14 protein-coding genes are annotated in these 18,072 nt (G+C 62.1%); 11 read left to right on the forward strand and 3 right to left on the reverse strand.

Going from position 1 to position 18,072, the window contains the following annotated elements:
• Positions 1–23: 23 nt before the first annotated feature.
• The 9 genes from exaC (at position 24) to ABI582_RS21180 (ending at position 9,324) form a co-directional block, all read left to right on the forward strand.
• Entirely contained in the window at positions 24–1,544 is a 1,521-nt protein-coding gene (gene exaC, locus ABI582_RS21140; RefSeq protein WP_019472367.1) for an acetaldehyde dehydrogenase ExaC, read from the forward strand.
• Positions 1,545–1,782: 238 nt separating this feature from the next.
• On the forward strand, positions 1,783–3,231 hold the full coding sequence (gene eat / locus ABI582_RS21145) for an ethanolamine permease (RefSeq protein ID WP_049277561.1): 1,449 nt from the start codon (positions 1,783–1,785) through the stop codon (positions 3,229–3,231).
• Positions 3,232–3,277: 46 nt separating this feature from the next.
• Positions 3,278–4,672, forward strand: coding sequence for an ethanolamine ammonia-lyase subunit EutB (locus ABI582_RS21150; RefSeq protein WP_442120190.1), 1,395 nt, complete (start codon positions 3,278–3,280; stop codon positions 4,670–4,672).
• Between the two features lie 8 nt (positions 4,673–4,680).
• A complete protein-coding gene (eutC, locus tag ABI582_RS21155) occupies positions 4,681–5,499 on the forward strand; it encodes an ethanolamine ammonia-lyase subunit EutC (RefSeq protein WP_442120191.1) in 819 nt (272 codons plus the stop codon).
• A gap of 107 nt (positions 5,500–5,606) precedes the next feature.
• A complete protein-coding gene (locus tag ABI582_RS21160; protein ID WP_016484718.1) occupies positions 5,607–6,065 on the forward strand; it encodes a GNAT family N-acetyltransferase in 459 nt (152 codons plus the stop codon).
• A 269-nt stretch (positions 6,066–6,334) separates the two neighbouring features.
• The gene (locus ABI582_RS21165) at positions 6,335–6,982 is read left to right on the forward strand and encodes a DedA family protein (RefSeq protein ID WP_442120192.1); all 648 of its coding nucleotides are present in this window, start codon (positions 6,335–6,337) and stop codon (positions 6,980–6,982) included.
• Between the two features lie 20 nt (positions 6,983–7,002).
• Positions 7,003–7,818 (forward strand): zinc-dependent peptidase, encoded by an 816-nt coding sequence (locus ABI582_RS21170; protein ID WP_338745957.1) that lies wholly within the window; start codon positions 7,003–7,005, stop codon positions 7,816–7,818.
• Positions 7,819–7,911: 93 nt separating this feature from the next.
• Complete coding sequence (ppa, locus tag ABI582_RS21175) at positions 7,912–8,439, forward strand: inorganic diphosphatase (RefSeq protein WP_016484715.1); 528 nt, start codon at positions 7,912–7,914, stop codon at positions 8,437–8,439.
• Positions 8,440–8,622: 183 nt separating this feature from the next.
• The gene (locus ABI582_RS21180; RefSeq protein ID WP_442120193.1) at positions 8,623–9,324 is read left to right on the forward strand and encodes a LexA family transcriptional regulator; all 702 of its coding nucleotides are present in this window, start codon (positions 8,623–8,625) and stop codon (positions 9,322–9,324) included.
• A gap of 288 nt (positions 9,325–9,612) precedes the next feature.
• Here the strand turns inward: ABI582_RS21180 and ABI582_RS21185 are convergent, their stop codons facing one another.
• A complete protein-coding gene (locus ABI582_RS21185) occupies positions 9,613–12,552 on the reverse strand; it encodes a TonB-dependent receptor domain-containing protein (RefSeq protein ID WP_442120194.1) in 2,940 nt (979 codons plus the stop codon).
• Between the two features lie 189 nt (positions 12,553–12,741).
• Here ABI582_RS21185 and ABI582_RS21190 point away from each other — a divergent pair, with 189 nt between their 5' ends.
• On the forward strand, positions 12,742–13,281 hold the full coding sequence (locus ABI582_RS21190) for a sigma-70 family RNA polymerase sigma factor (RefSeq protein WP_338745953.1): 540 nt from the start codon (positions 12,742–12,744) through the stop codon (positions 13,279–13,281).
• Positions 13,274–14,230, forward strand: a complete 957-nt coding sequence (locus tag ABI582_RS21195; RefSeq protein WP_442120195.1) for a FecR domain-containing protein — start codon at positions 13,274–13,276, stop codon at positions 14,228–14,230. Before ABI582_RS21190 ends, ABI582_RS21195 begins: the two co-directional genes overlap by 8 nt.
• A gap of 15 nt (positions 14,231–14,245) precedes the next feature.
• Here the strand turns inward: ABI582_RS21195 and ABI582_RS21200 are convergent, their stop codons facing one another.
• Both ABI582_RS21200 and ABI582_RS21205 read right to left on the reverse strand, forming a co-directional pair.
• Complete coding sequence (locus ABI582_RS21200) at positions 14,246–15,466, reverse strand: glycosyltransferase family 4 protein (RefSeq protein ID WP_338745951.1); 1,221 nt, start codon at positions 15,464–15,466, stop codon at positions 14,246–14,248.
• Between the two features lie 353 nt (positions 15,467–15,819).
• Positions 15,820–17,997 carry a TonB-dependent siderophore receptor gene (locus ABI582_RS21205; RefSeq protein ID WP_442120196.1) on the reverse strand — a complete coding sequence of 726 codons (2,178 nt, stop codon included), beginning with the start codon at positions 17,995–17,997 and terminating at the stop codon, positions 15,820–15,822.
• Between the last annotated feature and the right edge of the window lie 75 nt (positions 17,998–18,072).

Consider the following 18,072-nt stretch of genomic DNA (forward strand, 5'->3'; position numbering starts at 1 on the left):
ACATAACAGCCAGGAGACACACCATGCGTTACGCACATCCCGGTACCGACGGCGCGAAGGTTTCCTTCAAGAACCGCTACGGCAACTACATCGGTGGCGAGTTCGTAGCTCCGGTCAAGGGGCAGTATTTCGAAAACACGTCCCCGGTGAATGGCAAACTGATCGCCGAATTCCCCCGCTCCACTGCCGAAGACATCGATAAAGCGCTCGACGCCGCCCACGCCGCTGCCGACGCCTGGGGCCGCACTTCGGTGCAGGACCGCTCCAACGTGCTGCTGAAGATTGCCGACCGCATCGAGCAGAACCTTGAACTGCTGGCCATTACCGAAACCTGGGACAACGGCAAACCCATCCGCGAAACCCTCAACGCCGACATTCCGCTGGCCGTCGACCACTTCCGCTACTTCGCCGGCTGCATCCGCGCCCAGGAAGGCGGCGCTGCCGAGATCAACGAAGGCACCGTGGCCTATCACATCCACGAGCCGCTGGGCGTCGTCGGGCAGATCATTCCGTGGAACTTCCCGATCCTGATGGCAGCCTGGAAGCTGGCGCCTGCGCTGGCCGCCGGTAACTGCGTGGTGCTAAAGCCTGCCGAGCAGACGCCACTGGGCATCACCGTGCTGCTGGAAGTGATCGGCGACCTGCTGCCACCTGGCGTACTCAACGTGGTGCAAGGCTATGGCCGCGAAGCCGGTGAAGCCCTGGCCACCAGCAAGCGTATCGCCAAGATCGCTTTCACCGGGTCTACCCCGGTGGGCTCGCACATCATGAAATGCGCGGCCGAAAACATCATTCCGTCCACCGTCGAGCTGGGCGGCAAGTCGCCGAACGTGTACTTCGAAGACATCATGCAGGCCGAGCCAAGCTTCATCGAGAAGGCTGCCGAGGGCATGGTGCTGGCGTTCTTCAACCAGGGCGAGGTGTGCACCTGCCCGTCGCGTGCCTTGGTGCAGGAGTCGATCTACCCGCAGTTCATGGAAGTGGTGATGAAGAAGGTGCTGCAGATCAAGCGCGGCGACCCGCTGGACACCGACACCATGGTCGGCGCCCAGGCTTCGCAGCAGCAGTTCGAGAAGATTCTTTCGTACCTGCAGATTGCCCAGGACGAAGGCGCCGAGCTGCTGACCGGCGGCAAGGTCGAGAAGCTGGAAGGCTCGCTGGCCACCGGTTACTACATCCAGCCGACCCTGCTCAAGGGCAACAACAAGATGCGCGTGTTCCAGGAAGAAATCTTCGGCCCGGTGGTCAGCGTCACCACCTTCAAGGACGAAGCCGAAGCACTGGCGATTGCCAACGACACCGAGTTCGGCCTGGGTGCCGGCGTGTGGACCCGCGACATCAACCGTGCCTACCGCATGGGCCGCGGCATCAAGGCTGGCCGCGTGTGGACCAACTGCTACCACCTGTACCCGGCGCATGCGGCGTTTGGCGGGTACAAGAAGTCCGGCGTCGGCCGTGAGACCCACAAGATGATGCTCGACCACTATCAGCAGACCAAGAACCTGCTGGTGAGCTACGACATCAACCCGTTGGGCTTCTTCTAAAAATCCGGGATGGCCTCGGGGGCTGCTTTGCAGCCCATCGCGGCGCAAGGCCGCTCCTACAGGGACCGCACTGATCTCGAAAACTGTGCAGTACCTGTGGGAGCTGGCTTGCCGGCGATGAGGCCGGACCTGCATCACACAAACCCCGGGGCACCAACCGCTCTGGCTCGCTTCCTGCAGTACACATCACCATCGGCCCGAACCCTTCCGGCCACCAAGAAAAACAACAGGTGAATCTATGCCAAGCGATCATTCCGCCGGCTCGCCGGCAGGCTCTTCCGTCGACTTCGAAAAAGTCGGGTCGGACTACTTCCAGCAACGTGAACTGAAAAAAGGCGCGGCCGGCTGGGTACTGCTGGTTGGCCTGGGCGTGGCCTATGTCATCTCCGGCGACTATGCCGGCTGGAACTTCGGCCTGGCCCAGGGCGGCTGGGGCGGCATGTTCCTCGCCACCCTGCTGATGGCCACCATGTACCTGTGCATGTGCTTCTCGCTGGCCGAACTGTCGTCGATGATCCCCACCGCAGGCGGCGGCTACGGCTTTGCCCGCAGTGCCTTCGGCCCGTGGGGCGGCTTCCTGACCGGCACGGCAATCCTCATCGAATACGCCATTGCGCCCGCGGCCATCGCCGTGTTCATCGGCGCCTACTGCGAGTCACTGTTCGGCATCGGCGGCTGGGTGATCTACCTGGCGTTCTATATCGTGTTCATCGGCATCCACATCTTCGGTGTGGGTGAAGCGTTGAAACTGATGTTCATCATCACCGCCGTCGCCGCCATCGCCCTGGCGGTGTTCCTGGTGAGCATGGTGCCCCATTTTGATGCAGCCAACCTGTTCGACATCGCCAAAACGGACGCAGTAGGCGCCAGCAGCTTCCTGCCGTTCGGCTATGTCGGCGTGTGGGCGGCCATCCCTTACGCCATCTGGTTCTTCCTTGCCGTCGAAGGCGTGCCGCTGGCCGCCGAAGAAACCAAGAACCCCAAGCGTGACCTGCCACGCGGCCTGATCGGCGCCATGCTGGTACTGCTGGCCTTCGCCCTGCTGATCCTGGTGGTCGGCCCTGGCGGCGCCGGCTCCGAAGCGCTGAAGGCATCCGGCAACCCGCTGGTCGAAGCGCTGTCCAAGGCCTACGGCGGCAGCACCTGGATGGGCGGCTTCGTCAACCTGGTCGGCCTGGCCGGGCTGATCGCCAGCTTCTTCTCGATTATCTACGCCTATTCCCGGCAGATCTTTGCCCTGTCCCGTGCCGGCTACCTGCCGCGCAAACTGTCGGAGACCAACAAAAGCAAGGCCCCGGTACTGGCCCTGATCATCCCCGGCATCATCGGCTTTGCCCTGTCGCTGACCGGCCAGGGCGACTTGCTGATCCTGGTGGCGGTGTTCGGCGCTACGCTGTCCTATGTGCTGATGATGGCCGCGCACATCACCCTGCGCATCCGCCGGCCGAAGATGGAGCGCCCGTACCGTACCCCCGGTGGCATCTTCACTTCGGGTGTGGCGCTGGTGCTGGCGTGCATCGCCGTGGTTGCCGGCTTCCTGGTCGACCCACGGGTGGTGATTGGCGCCGCAGTGATCTATGCGGTACTAATTGCCTACTTTGCTTTCTACAGCCGCCACCACCTGGTCGCGGGCACGCCGGAAGAGGAATTCGCCGCCATCCAGCAGGCCGAAGAGGCCTTGCACTGATTGGCGCCACCCGCCGCGGGGCAACCCGCGGCTCTGGAGATTCTGTATGGCAAGTTTCGTACACACGGTAGGCCACCTGGTCTACCGCTTCGACAGCCTCAAGGACGTGATGGCCAAGGCCAGCCCGGCACGCTCGGGGGACTTCCTGGCAGGCGTCGCGGCCAGCAATGACGGCGAGCGTGTCGCCGCGCAAATGGCGTTGGCCAATATCCCGCTGACCCACTTCCTCAATGAAGCACTGATCCCTTACGAAGCCGATGAAGTCACCCGGCTGATCATCGACACCCACGATGCCCAGGCCTTTGCCCCGGTCAGCCACCTGACCGTGGGCGGCCTGCGCGACTGGCTGCTGAGCGAAGAGGCCAATGAAGACAGCCTGCGCGCCCTGGCGCCGGGGCTTACGCCGGAAATGGCTGCGGCCGTGTCGAAGATCATGCGCGTGCAGGACCTGGTGCTGGTGGCGCAGAAGATTCGCGTGGTCACCCGGTTCCGCGGCACCATGGGCTTGCGCGGGCGCTTGTCTACGCGCTTGCAGCCCAACCACCCGACCGACGAGCCGGCCGGTATCGCCGCCAGCATTCTTGATGGCCTGCTGTACGGCAACGGCGACGCAATGATCGGCATCAACCCGGCCACCGACAGCATCGCCTCGATCTGTGCCCTGCTGGAAATGCTCGACGCCATCATCCAGCGCTACGACATCCCCACCCAGGCCTGCGTGCTGACCCATGTCACCACCTCGATCGAGGCGATCAACCGTGGCGTGCCGCTGGACCTGGTGTTCCAGTCCATTGCCGGCACCGAGGCGGCCAACGCCGGGTTTGGCATCAACCTGAACGTGTTGCAGGAGGGCTACGAAGCGGGCCTGTCGCTGAATCGCGGCACCCTCGGGCAAAACCTGATGTATTTCGAAACCGGCCAGGGCAGCGCACTGTCAGCCAACGCCCACCATGGCGTCGACCAGCAAACCTGCGAGACCCGCGCCTATGCCGTAGCCCGCCATTTCAAGCCGTTTCTGGTCAACACCGTGGTCGGTTTCATCGGCCCGGAGTACCTGTACAACGGCAAGCAGATCATCCGCGCGGGCCTGGAAGACCACTTCTGCGGCAAGCTGCTGGGCGTGCCGATGGGCTGCGACATCTGCTACACCAACCACGCCGAAGCCGACCAGGACGACATGGACACCCTGCTGACCCTGCTGGGGGTGGCCGGGATCAACTTCATCATGGGCATCCCCGGCTCCGACGACATCATGCTCAACTACCAGACCACCTCGTTCCACGACGCGCTGTACGCGCGCCAGACCCTGGGCCTGAAGCCCGGGCCGGAATTCGAGGCATGGCTGGCCCGCACCGGCATCTTCACCCAGGCCGATGGCCGGGTGCGCTTTGGTGACAACCTGCCACCGGCCTTCCGCCAGGCCTTGGCACAGCTTGCATAGGGATGACCATGGACCATCGCACGCCTACCCCCGACAACCCTTGGCTGGCCCTGCGCAACCTGACCCCGGCGCGCATCGCCCTGGGCCGTGCCGGCACCAGCTTGCCGACCGGCGCGCAGCTGGACTTCCAGTTCGCCCATGCCCAGGCCCGCGACGCCGTGCACCTGGCCTTCGACCATGCCGGCCTGGCTACCCAGCTGGGTGACCGCGGGCGCGAAAGCCTGGTGCTGCACAGCGCCGCCAGTGACCGCCACCAGTACCTGCAGCGCCCGGACCTGGGCCGGCGCCTGAACGAAGCGTCGATTGCGACCCTGCGCCAGCATGCCCAGGCCAACCCCGGCGGCGTCGACCTGGCCATTGTGGTCGCCGATGGCCTGTCGGCGCTGGCCGTGCACCGCCACACCTTGCCGTTCCTGGCCCGTTTCGAGGAACAGGCCGCCGCTGACGGCTGGACCAGCGCCCCGGTGGTGTTGGTGGAGCAAGGCCGCGTGGCGGTGGCTGACGAGGTCGGTGAACTGCTGGGCGCACGGATGACGGTGATGCTGATCGGCGAGCGCCCAGGGCTGAGCTCGCCCGACAGCCTTGGCCTGTATTTCACCTACGGGCCAAAGGTCGGCCTGACCGATGCCTACCGCAACTGCATCTCCAACATCCGCCTGGAGGGGTTGAGCTATGGCATGGCGGCGCACCGCCTGCTGTACCTGATGCGCGAAGCCTGCCGTCGGCAGCTTTCGGGGGTGAATTTAAAGGACGAAGCCGAGGTCCATAGCCTGGAAACTGAACACACCAGCAACCAGAAGGGCAACTTCCTGCTGGGCAAAGGGTAAAAAACCTGTCACGGAAGGCGGATTGCACTTGTGACCTGCATTGGGCAGGATGCCCTTGAAAGCTGCTGGCATTCCGCTGTTTCCCCAATGGACTCTGAGGGCCGCACATGCGCATCATCAAGGCAACCCTGGAACACCTCGACCTGCTCACGCCGTTGTTCGTCAAATACCGGGAGTTCTATGGGCAGCTGCCCTACCCCGACAGCTCGCGCAGCTTTTTGGAAAAACGCCTGAAGCGGGATGAATCGGTGATCTACCTGGCCCTTCCCGATGATGACGACAGCAAGCTGATGGGCTTTTGCCAGCTTTACCCAAGCTACTCGTCGCTGTCGTTGAAGCGGGTGTGGATTCTCAACGACATCTACGTGGCCGAAGACTCGCGGCGCATGCTGGTGGCCGACCACCTGATGCGTGAAGCGAAGAAGATGGCCAAGGAAACCAACGCCGTGCGCATGCGGGTGTCGACCAGCGCCGACAATGAAGTAGCGCACAAGACCTACGAATCCATCGGGTTTCGTGAAGATACCGAGTTCAAGAGCTACATCCTGCCCATCAGCCAGGATTGACCCGCATGCCTGTACCGGCCTCATCGCCGGCAAGCCAGCTCCCACAGGTTGACCACTATCTCAGGTCGGTAGTCGACCTGTGGGAGCTGGCTGGCCGGCGATGAGGCCGGTACAGTCGATACAACCATCCAGGCCTTTCACCGTAACCCCCCGCTACAAACTCTCCGGGCATGATCCTCACTTCGCCGTATAATGCCCCTCCTGTCATGTGTGAAAATTTACCCATCCGCAGGTAACTGAGCCTACGCCCCAGAACACAGGTGCTGTACATGGATTTCAACCCGCTGGACCTTATCCTGCATCTCGATGCCTACCTCGATCTGCTGGTCACCAATTACGGTCCCTGGATCTACGCCATCCTTTTCACAGTGATCTTCTGCGAAACCGGGCTGGTGGTCATGCCCTTCCTGCCGGGCGACTCGCTACTGTTCATCGCCGGCGCCGTAGCGGCGGGTGGCGGGATGGACCCGGTGCTGCTGGCTGGCCTGTTGATGGCTGCCGCAATCCTGGGCGACAGCACCAACTACGTGATCGGCCGAACAGCCGGCGAGCGGTTGTTCAACAACCCCAACTCGAAAATCTTCCGCCGCGACTACCTGCAGCGCACCCACGAGTTCTATGAACGCCATGGCGGCAAGACCGTGACCCTTGCGCGCTTCCTGCCAATCCTGCGCACCTTCGCACCGTTCGTCGCCGGCATCGCCCGCATGCATTACCCACGCTTCCTTGGCTTCAGCGTTGCCGGTTCGCTGCTGTGGGTCGGCGGCCTGGTCACACTGGGCTACTTCTTCGGCAATGTGCCATTCATCAAGCAGCACCTGTCGCTGATGGTGGTGGGCATCATCGTCCTGTCGCTGGTGCCGATGCTCCTCGGCCTGTTACGCGGCCGCCTGGGCCGTGCGGCCAAGGCTCATTGAACCCTTAGAGAACAGCAGGCATGTGGTCGTTCAGCGCCTGGCGGCGCAAGCGTGCGCTGGCGCGTTACCCCATCGAGCCAAAGCAGTGGCAGGCCGTGCGCGCGCGCCTGCCCATGCTGGACGGCATCAGCGACGATGAAGACAACTGGCTGCGCGAAGCCTGCATCCTGTTCCTGCTCGACAAGCACCTTACCTGCTTGCCGGGTGTCGAACCCGACGACGAGCAGCGCCTGTTGTTGGCCGCCCAGGCGCAGCTGCCGCTGCTGCACCTGGGTGAGCTGAACTGGTACCAGGGCTTCCACGAAATCATCCTGTACCCCGACGACTTCAAGAGCCCCCAGCGCCACCGCGATGCCAGTGGCGTGGAGCATGTGTGGGACGGAGAGCACAGCGGCGAGGCCTGGCAACAGGGGCCGATCATTCTGGCCTGGAACGGCGTGCTGGCCAGCGGTGGCTGGGAGGCCTACAACCTGGTCATCCATGAGCTGGCGCACAAGCTCGACATGCTCAATGGCGATGCCAACGGCCTGCCGCCGCTGCACAGCGGCATGCCGGTGGATGAGTGGGCAACGGCCATGCAGCAGGCCTACGACGACCTCAACCGCCAGCTGGACAACAACCCCGACGCCGAAACCGCCATCGACCCGTATGCCGCAGAAAACCCGGCGGAGTTCTTTGCCGTCACCAGCGAATACTTCTTTAGTGCCCCCGACCTGCTGCACCAGGCTTATCCGTTGGTCTACCGCCAGTTGTCGCAGTTCTATCGGCAAGACCCGCTGGCGCGGCTGCACCGGCTGCAGGCCGAACACCCCGAATACCGCGAAAGCCACGCCTGACGGGGCCGCACATCAGGCCAGGCGTGGCATGCCCCGGCAGAATGTGCCTATAATCGCCGCCACTTTTTTGGTCAAACACGGGGGCACTGCCCAATGAGCTACAGCAAGATTCCGGCGGGCAAAGACCTGCCGAACGACATCTACGTCGCCATCGAAATCCCGGCCAACCACGCGCCGATCAAATACGAGATCGACAAGGACAGCGACACCCTGTTCGTCGACCGTTTCATGGCCACCCCGATGTTCTACCCAGCCAACTACGGTTTCATCCCGAACACTCTGGCTGACGACGGTGACCCGCTGGACGTGCTGGTGGTTACCCCTTACCCGGTAGCGCCAGGCTCGGTTATCCGCGCTCGTCCGGTTGGCGTGCTGAACATGACCGACGACGGCGGCGGCGACGCCAAGGTCATCGCTGTTCCTCACGACAAGCTGTCGCAGCTGTACGTCGACGTGAAGGAATACACCGACCTGCCAGCCCTGCTGATCCAGCAGATCGAGCACTTCTTTGCCAACTACAAAGATCTCGAGAAGGGCAAGTGGGTCAAGATCGAAGGCTGGGATGGCGCTGACGCCGCACGCGCCGCCATCACCAAATCGGTTGCTGCCTACAAAGGCTGATACCGGTTGCAAAAAAAACCCGCCTCGGCGGGTTTTTTTATGCCCGAATCAGCGACGAAAGCTTCCTCGGTAAAAAGTCCTACGCAGTCCTACAGCAACGCCCTACAAACAGGCATTTTTCGTACAAATTCCGTCAACAACCGGTTCATTTCCTTGCGGGTACCGCGTCGCTACACTCGCCCCATGAACACGTCCGGCGACCGCCTGAAAGCCCTCCTCCACGAATGTGGCCTGTCCCCTTCCGATTTCGCCGCCCAGCGCAGCGTCACACCGCAACACGTCAACAACTGGTTCAACCGCGGCGTACCCCTGGCCCGCCTGGACGAACTGGCCGACCTGTTCTGTGTGCATCGGCGTTGGCTGCGCACGGGCGAAGGGCCAAAATACCCAAACCCTGTCCAGCGCAACTACCCGCCCCGCCGGGCACTGATAAACCCGCCCAGCCCACTGTCGGCACCCCGTGCCCGCGAGCTGAAGGTGCCTTTTTACGAGCTGCAAAACGGCCTGCTTTCGCCGGTGGCCAGCAAACACCTGCGCCTGCCCGCAAAAGCGCTGAAAAGGTTGGGTGTGCACGCCGATAACGCCATCTGCCTGGCCATGCCTGCCAGCAATATGGTTCCGCTGGTGCCGCTGGAGGCCATCATGGCTGTCGACCTGGGCATGACGCGGGTAATTGAGGGCGAAACCTATGCGCTGCTGCATGATGGCGTGCTCAGGGTAAACAACCTCAGCCTCGGCCCACAGGGCACCCTGTACCTGCACAGCCATGACCGGCGCAATTACGCCGTCGAACGCTACACCCCCGCCCAGCGCCAGGCGCAGGGCCTGGAGATTATCGGGTGGGTATTTCACTGGTCGCATTTCCGCCAGCAGCGGCCCGGCTGAAACAACCTGTGCCATTTTTTGCTGGGCATCCTGCGCGTGCCCTTGTATGCTACGCCGCACATTAAGCCCCGACCGGCGCGAGCCGCGGTCCAGAGGGCTCGGCGATATCCCACACGGGCATCTGCCATCTCTTTCAGGCCCTTGATGGCCACACAGTTAAGGCGATTGCGGCTTACCATAAATTAGTCGGAAGCGTCCCCGAGAAGCCGGCCACAAGCCGGCTTTTTAATGCCCGCAGAAATGTCGGGGCGCTGGCGAAACCCTCTGCACCAACGCCCTCTGCGGCCTTCAGAACCGCGTCACTACCCCCACCCGCAGCGTGCGCCCCGGTGCCGGCATGAAGCTTTGCGCCAGCGGGTCCAGATAGTAGCGATCGGTCAGGTTCTGCAGCGAAGCATTCACCTCGGTGTTCTCGAGCAACTTGTACTTGAGGAACAGATCAAACAGCGCAACCGAGCGGTATTCCACCTGCGGCGTGGTGGCACCGGACTGCCAGGGCTTGTCGAGGGTATTGGTCGGCCCGGAGGTGTAGGTCACCCGACCACCCACGGTCAACGCCTCGTCGAGGAAGCGCACGCCGCTTGTCAGGTTGGCTGAAAACCGTGGCGGGTTCTGGGTGTTGGTATAAGAGCCCATGAAACTGCCCGGCGTACAGTTGGGTGTGTTCTCGGTCTTCTGGTACGGGTTGGCCGTAGCGCGAAGTTTGCCGGCGAAGTCCGCGTCGCAGGTCTCGGTCTTGAGGTAGTAGGTGGCCGAGAGGTCGGCGAACACACGGCCGGCATCGTAGTGCGATTGCAGCTCAAGGCCGCGGGTGCTGAAGCTGTCGGTGTTGCTGAAGGTCATCAGGCCCCAAAGCCCCGGGCTTGGATCGTAGTAACGGGTGATGTAGTTCTTTATCACGTTGTCGAAGTAGGCGAGCTTGAGCGCGGCCGAATCGTGCTCGGTAAACAGGTTGTCGCGCAGCGCACTGACGCCGATCTCCCAGCTCTGCGAGCGTTCGGGCTTCAGGCTTTTACCGGGGGCGACTTGCTGGGTACCCTGGCTGGTCTCGAACAAAGACGGCAGGCGCAGGCCCTGGGTGTAGGTGACATAGAAGAACGTGTCCGGCATCAGCTCGACGTTGATGCCGAATGCCGGCGAGAAGCCGCCGCCACTGCTGCTGCCCTGCGGGCTATGGTCGTAGCCTGTGACCACGCTGCTGATGCCTTCGGTGCCGACCTCCACGCTGGTCGCGCCGAAGTCGTTGAAACGCACACCATTGAATGGCTCGTTGCTGTTGCCGAAGACGATGCCGTTGTTCAGCCTGGGGTCGGTGGCATCGGTGTACTGGCCGTTCTGGTCGGGGAACCAGGTCATGCTGCCCCAGCCTTTCGGGCCACTCGCCGAGATGTATCGAACCTCGCGGTCCTGACGCCGGGCGGTGGCCAGTACGGTGTTGTCCCTGGTGTGGAAGTGGCTGTAACGGCCACCGCCCCACAGGGTCAGTTGCTCGATCGGCTGGTACTCGAGCTTGCCGTTAAAGCTGAACTCCTGCCGGGAGGCATCGCGCAGGGTGCGGTTGGCATCGATGTCATGCTGGGTGATAAGCACACTTTTCTGCGGCTGCAGGTCTTCGAGCTGGAAAGCGCCGCCCAGGTCGAGCTTGAAGTCGCCATGGGTCGTTTCGAACCGGGAGACGTTGTTCAGGTCGCCACCAATACGGCGGTTGTCCTGGCGGGTCCAGCTGCGGTCAGAACGAAACAACTGCGAAGCAGGCGCCGTCCAGGCCGAGCTCAAGCTGCTGGTTTTGGCGTCTGTCATCCACAGGTTGCTGGTCAGGTCGACCCAGGGGTTGCCGGCAGGCAGGTAATGGTAGCGCGCCGTGTAGGTGTCGATCTTCACCTCACCCAAGGGGTACTGATAGATACCCGCGGTGCCGAAACGGTAGATGTCGGAAGGCATGATCTCGGCAGTGCGACCGTCGTAGCGGCGATAGCCCAGGTCCAGCGTGTGGTCGTCGGCTATCCGCCAGGTTGCCTTCAGCAGGTACGAGTCGGTTTTCGATGAAGAGTTGAGCACTTCTTCCCCGGCGTTGTAGGTCATTGCCACGCTCGGCTGCTCCCGGCCGTATTTGTCATGGATGCGATAGCGGTCCTGGCCTTTCTTGCCGGAAAAGTAGTTGCCCTGGTTGCGGTGTGCATACGCCGCCACCACGTCCAGCCGCTCTGTGGTGAAGGCAAAGGCAGCACTGCCAGACTCAGCCTCCGAGCCAAACAGGCTGCCGCGGCTGTCGCGTGGCGGCGCGGTCAGGCTTTCATCCCTGGAACTGGCGCTGCGGTGAGCGGGGGCTACGCCGTTGTCCCAGAAGTCGCCCTTGAGGCGCACGCCGACCTGGTTGCCGTCCACCAGAATGTCCTGCACACCGATCGTCTGCATCTCCACCGTGCCGCCTATCGCCCCGGACTTGGTCGACGGCCCTTTGTTCACGGTCAGACTGCTGATCAGGTCGGGATCGATATAGCTGCGCTGCTGGGTTCCGCCATAACCTCGATAGACATCCAGGGCCTGCTCGGAACCATCGACCTTGACCGCTACCCGGCTCTGGCCCTGGATGCCGCGGATGTTGACGTCCAGGGCACCGCCATTGCGGGTGTCACCAACCTGCACACCAGGGATACCATTGAGCAGGTCGCCCGCAGACACCCGGCCAAAGCGGTCGATCTGCTCGCTGGTCAGGTGCACGGACGAACGTGGCGCTGTGTAGGTTTCCACCTCTGGGCCCTGTGCGGCGGCCTCGACCATCGTCGGCGACAACTCTGCTGCAGCACGGGCACCTGTGCCCTGCGCCATCACCACGTAGGTGCCGGTAGCACTTGGCACCAGCTGCAAACCGGTATTGGCGAGCAACCGCTGCATGCCCTCGCTGACCGTATACCGCCCTTTCAAGGCGGGCGCCGTTCGCCCGCGGATCAGGTCAGGCTCGTACGACAGCAGCAGCCCGGCCTGGCTGCTGAAGCTGCCGAGGGCTGCCCCCAACGGGCCTTGGGCAATGTTGTAGTCACGCAGCGTGGCGTCGTCCAGGCGGGTAGCCGTGAGCGCAGCCTTGTGGGCATCCTGGGCCAAAACCGCGCTGCTGTGCAGCAGGCCTGAAGCGCAGCAACTGGTCAGCGTGCAACGCAGCACAAAGTTGATGGGCGACAGGCAAGGCCGAGGGCGCGGAGCAGGTGAAGGACAACGTACTGGGAGCATGCTTTTCTCGCTCGTGGGGTTCGCGCCCACCACTGGCAGCGGGCTGTTACCTCCTCTGTCGCACGAGATCGAAAAAAGGATATGAATGGATAGGAAGCGTCCGAATTTACCGAACTGGCCTTGTGACTTGAGCAATTCTAGTGATAATGGTTTGCATTTGCGACAGCCCATGTATCAATTCAATCGACGATGAATGCCCCCTTCTCCCCGCCGAACAGTACCGAGCCGTGCAGTATCGAAACGCTGTACATCGAGAATCACGCCTGGCTGCGCAACTGGCTTGCCTACCGGCTGAGGTCATGGGGGCGCGGGGTGGCCGACGATCTGGCCCAGGATACGTTCCTGCGTGTGCTGGCCAGCCGCGAGGGCGCGCGGGTCGAGCCGATTCGTCAACCCCGCGCCTACCTGACGCGCATCGCGAACTGCGTGCTGGTGAGCTGGCGGCGCCGGCAGTCGCTGGAGCAGGCGTGGCTCGAAGCGCTGCTGTTGCTGCCAGAGCCCGAGCATCCTTCGCCTGAGCTGCAATGCGTGATCCTCGAGACCCTGCATGAGATCGACGCAGTTCTAGACAAGCTGCGACCGCGTGCAAGGCAGGCATTCCTGATGGCGACCCTGGACGGCATGAAGCAGAAGGACATCGCCGTGGCCTTGAACATAGCGCTGCCGACGGTGAAGAAGTACATCCACGACGGCTACCTGGCCTGCCTGACGCAGATGCCCGATGACTAATGGTACTGCAACGCCCGACGATGCCATCGCGCAGCATGTGCTTGCCCAGGCAGCCTCGTGGCTGATGCTGATGCAGGAAGGGCCGCTGCTGCCTGCCCAGCAGCTCGAACTGGAACGCTGGCGGCTCGCCAGTGAGGAGCACGAACGGGCATGGAAAAGGGCGCAGCGCCTGCTTTCACGCCTGGGCAGCCTGCCGCCAACGCTGGCCAGGCACACCCTGCAACGCCCCCCGGGCAGGCGCGCGGTACTGCGCGGGCTGGTTCTGCTGATGGGTGCCGCACCGCTTGGCTGGTGGGGCTGGCGCTCGCAGGTCGAGCGTTTTGCCAGTGATTACCAGACGGCTGTGGGCGAGCGCACACACGCGCGGCTGGCCGACGGCACGCAGATCATCCTCAATACCGACAGTGCCCTGCAGCTGCTTTTCGATAGCGCGCAACGGCTGCTGCATCTGCGCCGTGGCGAGGTGTACATCGTGACCGCTGCCGACCCACGGCCGCTGAAGGTGCAGACCGTGGATGGGCAGTTGCTTGCACTGGGCACGCGGTTCAGCGTGCGCCAGCTGGCCGATGAAACCTTGCTCGAGGTGTACGAAGGCGCCGTGCAGGTACGCCCCGAAAGCACCAGCGTGGCGGCAGGCGAGAACATCATCCGCGCCGGGCAGCAGGTTCGATTCAGCCGGGAGCGTCTGGGCCTTGTCAGGGAGGTGCATGAAACCAGCCTGGCTTGGCAACGCGGCTTGCTGGTGGCCGATGACATGCCATTGCACCAGTGGGCCCAGGCATTGATGCGCTACGCCGACCAGCGCCTGGAGTGCGACCCGGCGTTGAGCGAACTGCGGGTGTCTGGCACCTTCCCGGTCGATGATCTGCCGCTGGCGTTGGCCATGCTGGCCCAGACCTATGGGCTGCAGGTTCGCCAGGGTGCTGGGCGCCTGGTTATCAGTCGGTGATAGGGGCGCCCGTCGTCAGTCATTTGGGGCGCGCGGGTGGGCAGAGGGCGTCAAACTGCTTTTCAGAAATTCCTCGCGCACCTGATGCATCTGCAAGTGTGTTTTCCCGGTCGCATAATCCAACCCCGCAAGCCCCATTTCCAGCGCCAGCTCGGGATGCCGGGCAGCATGACGAATACGGTCTGCCAGGCTGGACGGGTTTCCGGTTTCAAACGTGAGCGTGTTGTGCTTGCTGGTTATGTCCAGCACCCCGGATGTGTCAGAACCGATGACGGGAACGCCCTGGCTGAATGCGTCAAAAATGATGCGGGGTTGTTCCTGTTTCAATGTCGGCACCAACAGCCAGTCATGCTGGGCAATGATGCTGAAAAAGTCTTTGCCGTAATCAACTGCGTTCAAGAACCTCACCTCGATGCCGCCATGGTTTTCAGCTGCAAAGCGTCGGCAGTGCTCTTTCAAATCACCCTCGCCCATAATGGTGACGGTGATATCAATGCTTTCGGCTTCCAGTTGCTCAATGGCTTCAAGGACCACCAGAACACCCTTATCCAGGACAAGGCGCGATGGGTAAAGCACGTTGAGTGTACGGTTGCGTCTGGCTTCGAATCTTTTTCTGACGGCCTCGGGCGTTGCCATGTATTTTTTATCGAGCCAGCTGGCAGGGTTGATCAACGTGTGACTGTTATTACTCCCAAGAAAATATTCCTTGTAAAAGGATTGCGTGAATATCCTGGCATTCGCCAGCTTCAGGCAGCACTTCAATAACAGGGTGTGCACATGGTGTTCGATGATTGCTCTGAGGGTTCGCGCCTGCCCCTGAGCCAACATCCAGAATGAAGATTCTATGACAATCACCCATTGGAAGCGGAACAACGGCTTGAGCGGCAATAGGTAAAAGGACAAGGGGAATGCCCAACCGGCCCCGTCAGAATGAACGATCCGGGCATGCTTGCAGGCAGTGATGACAGTTATGAAATTCGGAAAGAAGTTCTTTAATACTGACGACAGCCCATAGTCTTTGCGCAACCCATAAAGCCATTTAACATCCAGATGGCTAATGCTTTGCAGCCCGTCGACGTTGCCGCCTCTCTCGACAGGGCAGCACATGCCGAAGTTTTCTATATAGGTGAGATGAAGCTCTATATCTTTGACCCACAGGGGGTCTGTAAACAAACCACCTTGCTCGTCTACGACAACAGGAATTCGGGTGAACAGCATGTATGGGTCTTCAATCATATTCCCCTCACAGGGATGCCAGGACACTAACGTTTGAATTGTTTACATGGGGCTTACTCCTCAATACCAGCCGTCCATCTCAACAACGTTGTAGCGTCCTTGCAGACCTCCTGCGTACGCAGCAAGCGCTTCGCATGGGTTCACTCTAGTGCGGCTTAACAGATTGCACACGCGGTGTAGCAACAATTTCTCATCGTTTGCTGCCCCCTTGTAGGAGCGGCCTTGTGCCGCGATGGGGTGCGCAGCGGCCCCGACAATATCTGCGTGAAGCTGAAATTGCCGGGGCCGCTGCGCGTCCCATCGCGGCACAAGGCCGCTCCTACCGGGACCGCACGCGTGCCGGAACGAGCCGATCAGAAGTCGTAACGCGCCCCAACCATCATGCTGCGCGACGGCCCGTAGAAGTTGAACGTGGACGTCGACCCCACCCGCGACAGGTAGTCCCGGTCGAACAGGTTGTTGACGTTGAACGTGGCCGTCAGCTTCGAGGTAACCGGGTACGACAGCATGGCGTCGACCGTGGCATAGCCCGGTGCATCGATACGCACGCCACCGTTCTCGGAATAGAAGCTGCTCATCGCCGATACCCCGCCGCCAATGGCCAGGCCGGTCAGCGGGCCTTGGCTGATGGTGTACTTGCTCCACAGCGAAGCCTGGTTGCGCGGCATGATGAAGAAGGTGGTTTCGGCATCACCCTTGAGGGTTTCGGTTTCCATCCAGGTGTAGCCGGCCAGCAGCTCCCAGTTCGGCGTCAGCTTGCCGCTCACTTCCACTTCCGCGCCTTTGACGCGGGTCTTGCCGGAGGCCACCGAGAAGTTGGTGTCTACACCATCCTCATCGTATTCGGTGGTGGCGCGGTTCTCGTCGGTCAGGCGGAATACCGAGAAACGGGTATTCAGGTCGCCGCCAAAGTAGCTGCTCTTGAGGCCGAATTCGTACTGCTCGCCTTCACGCGGCTTCAGCACCCGGCCGTTGCTGTCGGTGTCGGACTGCGGCTTGAACACCTGCGAGTAGCTGGCGTACAGCGCATGGTTCTCGGTCAGGTCGTAGACCAGGCCGCCATACGGCGTGAAGTGGCCGTCCACGCGCTTGCTGTCGTTGGTGCTGGCACCGCTGCTCAGGGTGGTGGTGTAGAAATCACCGCGGTACCAGCTGAAGCGGCCACCGGCAATCAGCGCCAGGCGCTCGATCGGGCGGAAGGTGACCTTGGAATACAGGCCGTATTCCTCTTCCTGCATGCCGGTCTCGGTGCTGTAGTTGGGCGACGGTTTGGCGAACTGCTTGGGCGAGTAGGTGTTGACGTTGATGGCGCCCAGGTTGGTGGTGCCGTTGAGGTACTCGGTGTCGTAGTTCTTGTAGTCAGTGCCGACCACAAACTCACTGACCTGGCCGAGGGTTTCGAACGGCTGGCTGTAGCTGGCGTCCAGCGAGTAGGTGTCCTGGGTGAAGTCGCGGGCGCTGGCACGCTCGGAGTTGGCACCGGTGGTGGCATTGGTTGCGGTAAAGGCGTACAGGTAGTTGGTGTCGCGGTGCGAGCCGCGCGCCGCGATACGCCCATAGCCGCCGTTGTCGAAGCGGTGGGTCAGCTCGGCGACCAGGTCGGTGGTCTTGCCGTCGAAGTAGTTCCAGTCCGCCCCCAGGAAACGCGAATGGCTGAAGTCGGGCACATCACCGGACAACGTTGCCGGGTAGCCATTGTGCGGTGTGATGTTCTTCACTTCATGCATCAGGCCGAACGAAAGCGTGGTGGCGTCGTCCAGGTCGACATCCAGCGCGCCGTAGTAGCTGTTGCTGGTGTTGGCGTTGTAATCGACTTCGCCATTGGTGTCGTCACGGGACGCGACGAAGCGCCCGCGCACGCGGCCGGCGTCATCCAGCGGCCCGCTCAGGTCGATTTCTTCGTGGTTGGTGTCCCAGGTGCCATAGCTGCCTTCGACGTGGCCCTGGAACTCGGCAGTCGGGCGCTTGCGCACCATGTTGACGATGCCACCCAGTTCACTGGTGCTGCTGAACAGCCCGGCCGGGCCGCGCATGATTTCGACACGGTCGAACGCCGCCAGCGACGGCACGGTACCGAAGATGCTGGCCATCGGCGCCGGCAGGCCGTCAATATTGAACTCGCTGTACTCGTAGCCACGGGCGTAGATCGACGACCGGCCGCTGTCGTTGGTCAGGGTGCGCAGGCCGGCGGTGTACTTGGCCAGGTCATCCAGGTGTACGAACTGGCGGTCTTTGACGTAGTCCTGGGTGTACACGGTGATCGACTGGGGGATGTCCTTCAGCGCGGCAGGCGTCTTGGTGCCCACGGTCGCGGCATCGACGCTGTAGCCGCCGGTCGCTTCCGAGGGCAGCATGTCGTACAGCCGGTTACCTTCGATGGTCAGTGCCGGCAGGTCGAGCGAGGTGTCCTCGGCTGCCGCCTGGGTCGCTACCGTTTCGGCCAGTGCCGACACCGAAAACGGCGCCAGCAACCCCAGCACCAGCCAGCCCCGAGCCCGTCGCGAGCTCCCCACACCTTTGAAACCGTTCATGACACACCCTTCGCCCAAATGATAGTAATTCGCAAACGAAACAAGTTGCTTTTTGCGAACGATACCGGAGGGAAA

Source organism: Pseudomonas sp. SAS7, from assembly GCF_052112345.1.
Classification (GTDB): domain Bacteria; phylum Pseudomonadota; class Gammaproteobacteria; order Pseudomonadales; family Pseudomonadaceae; genus Aquipseudomonas; species Aquipseudomonas putida_Q.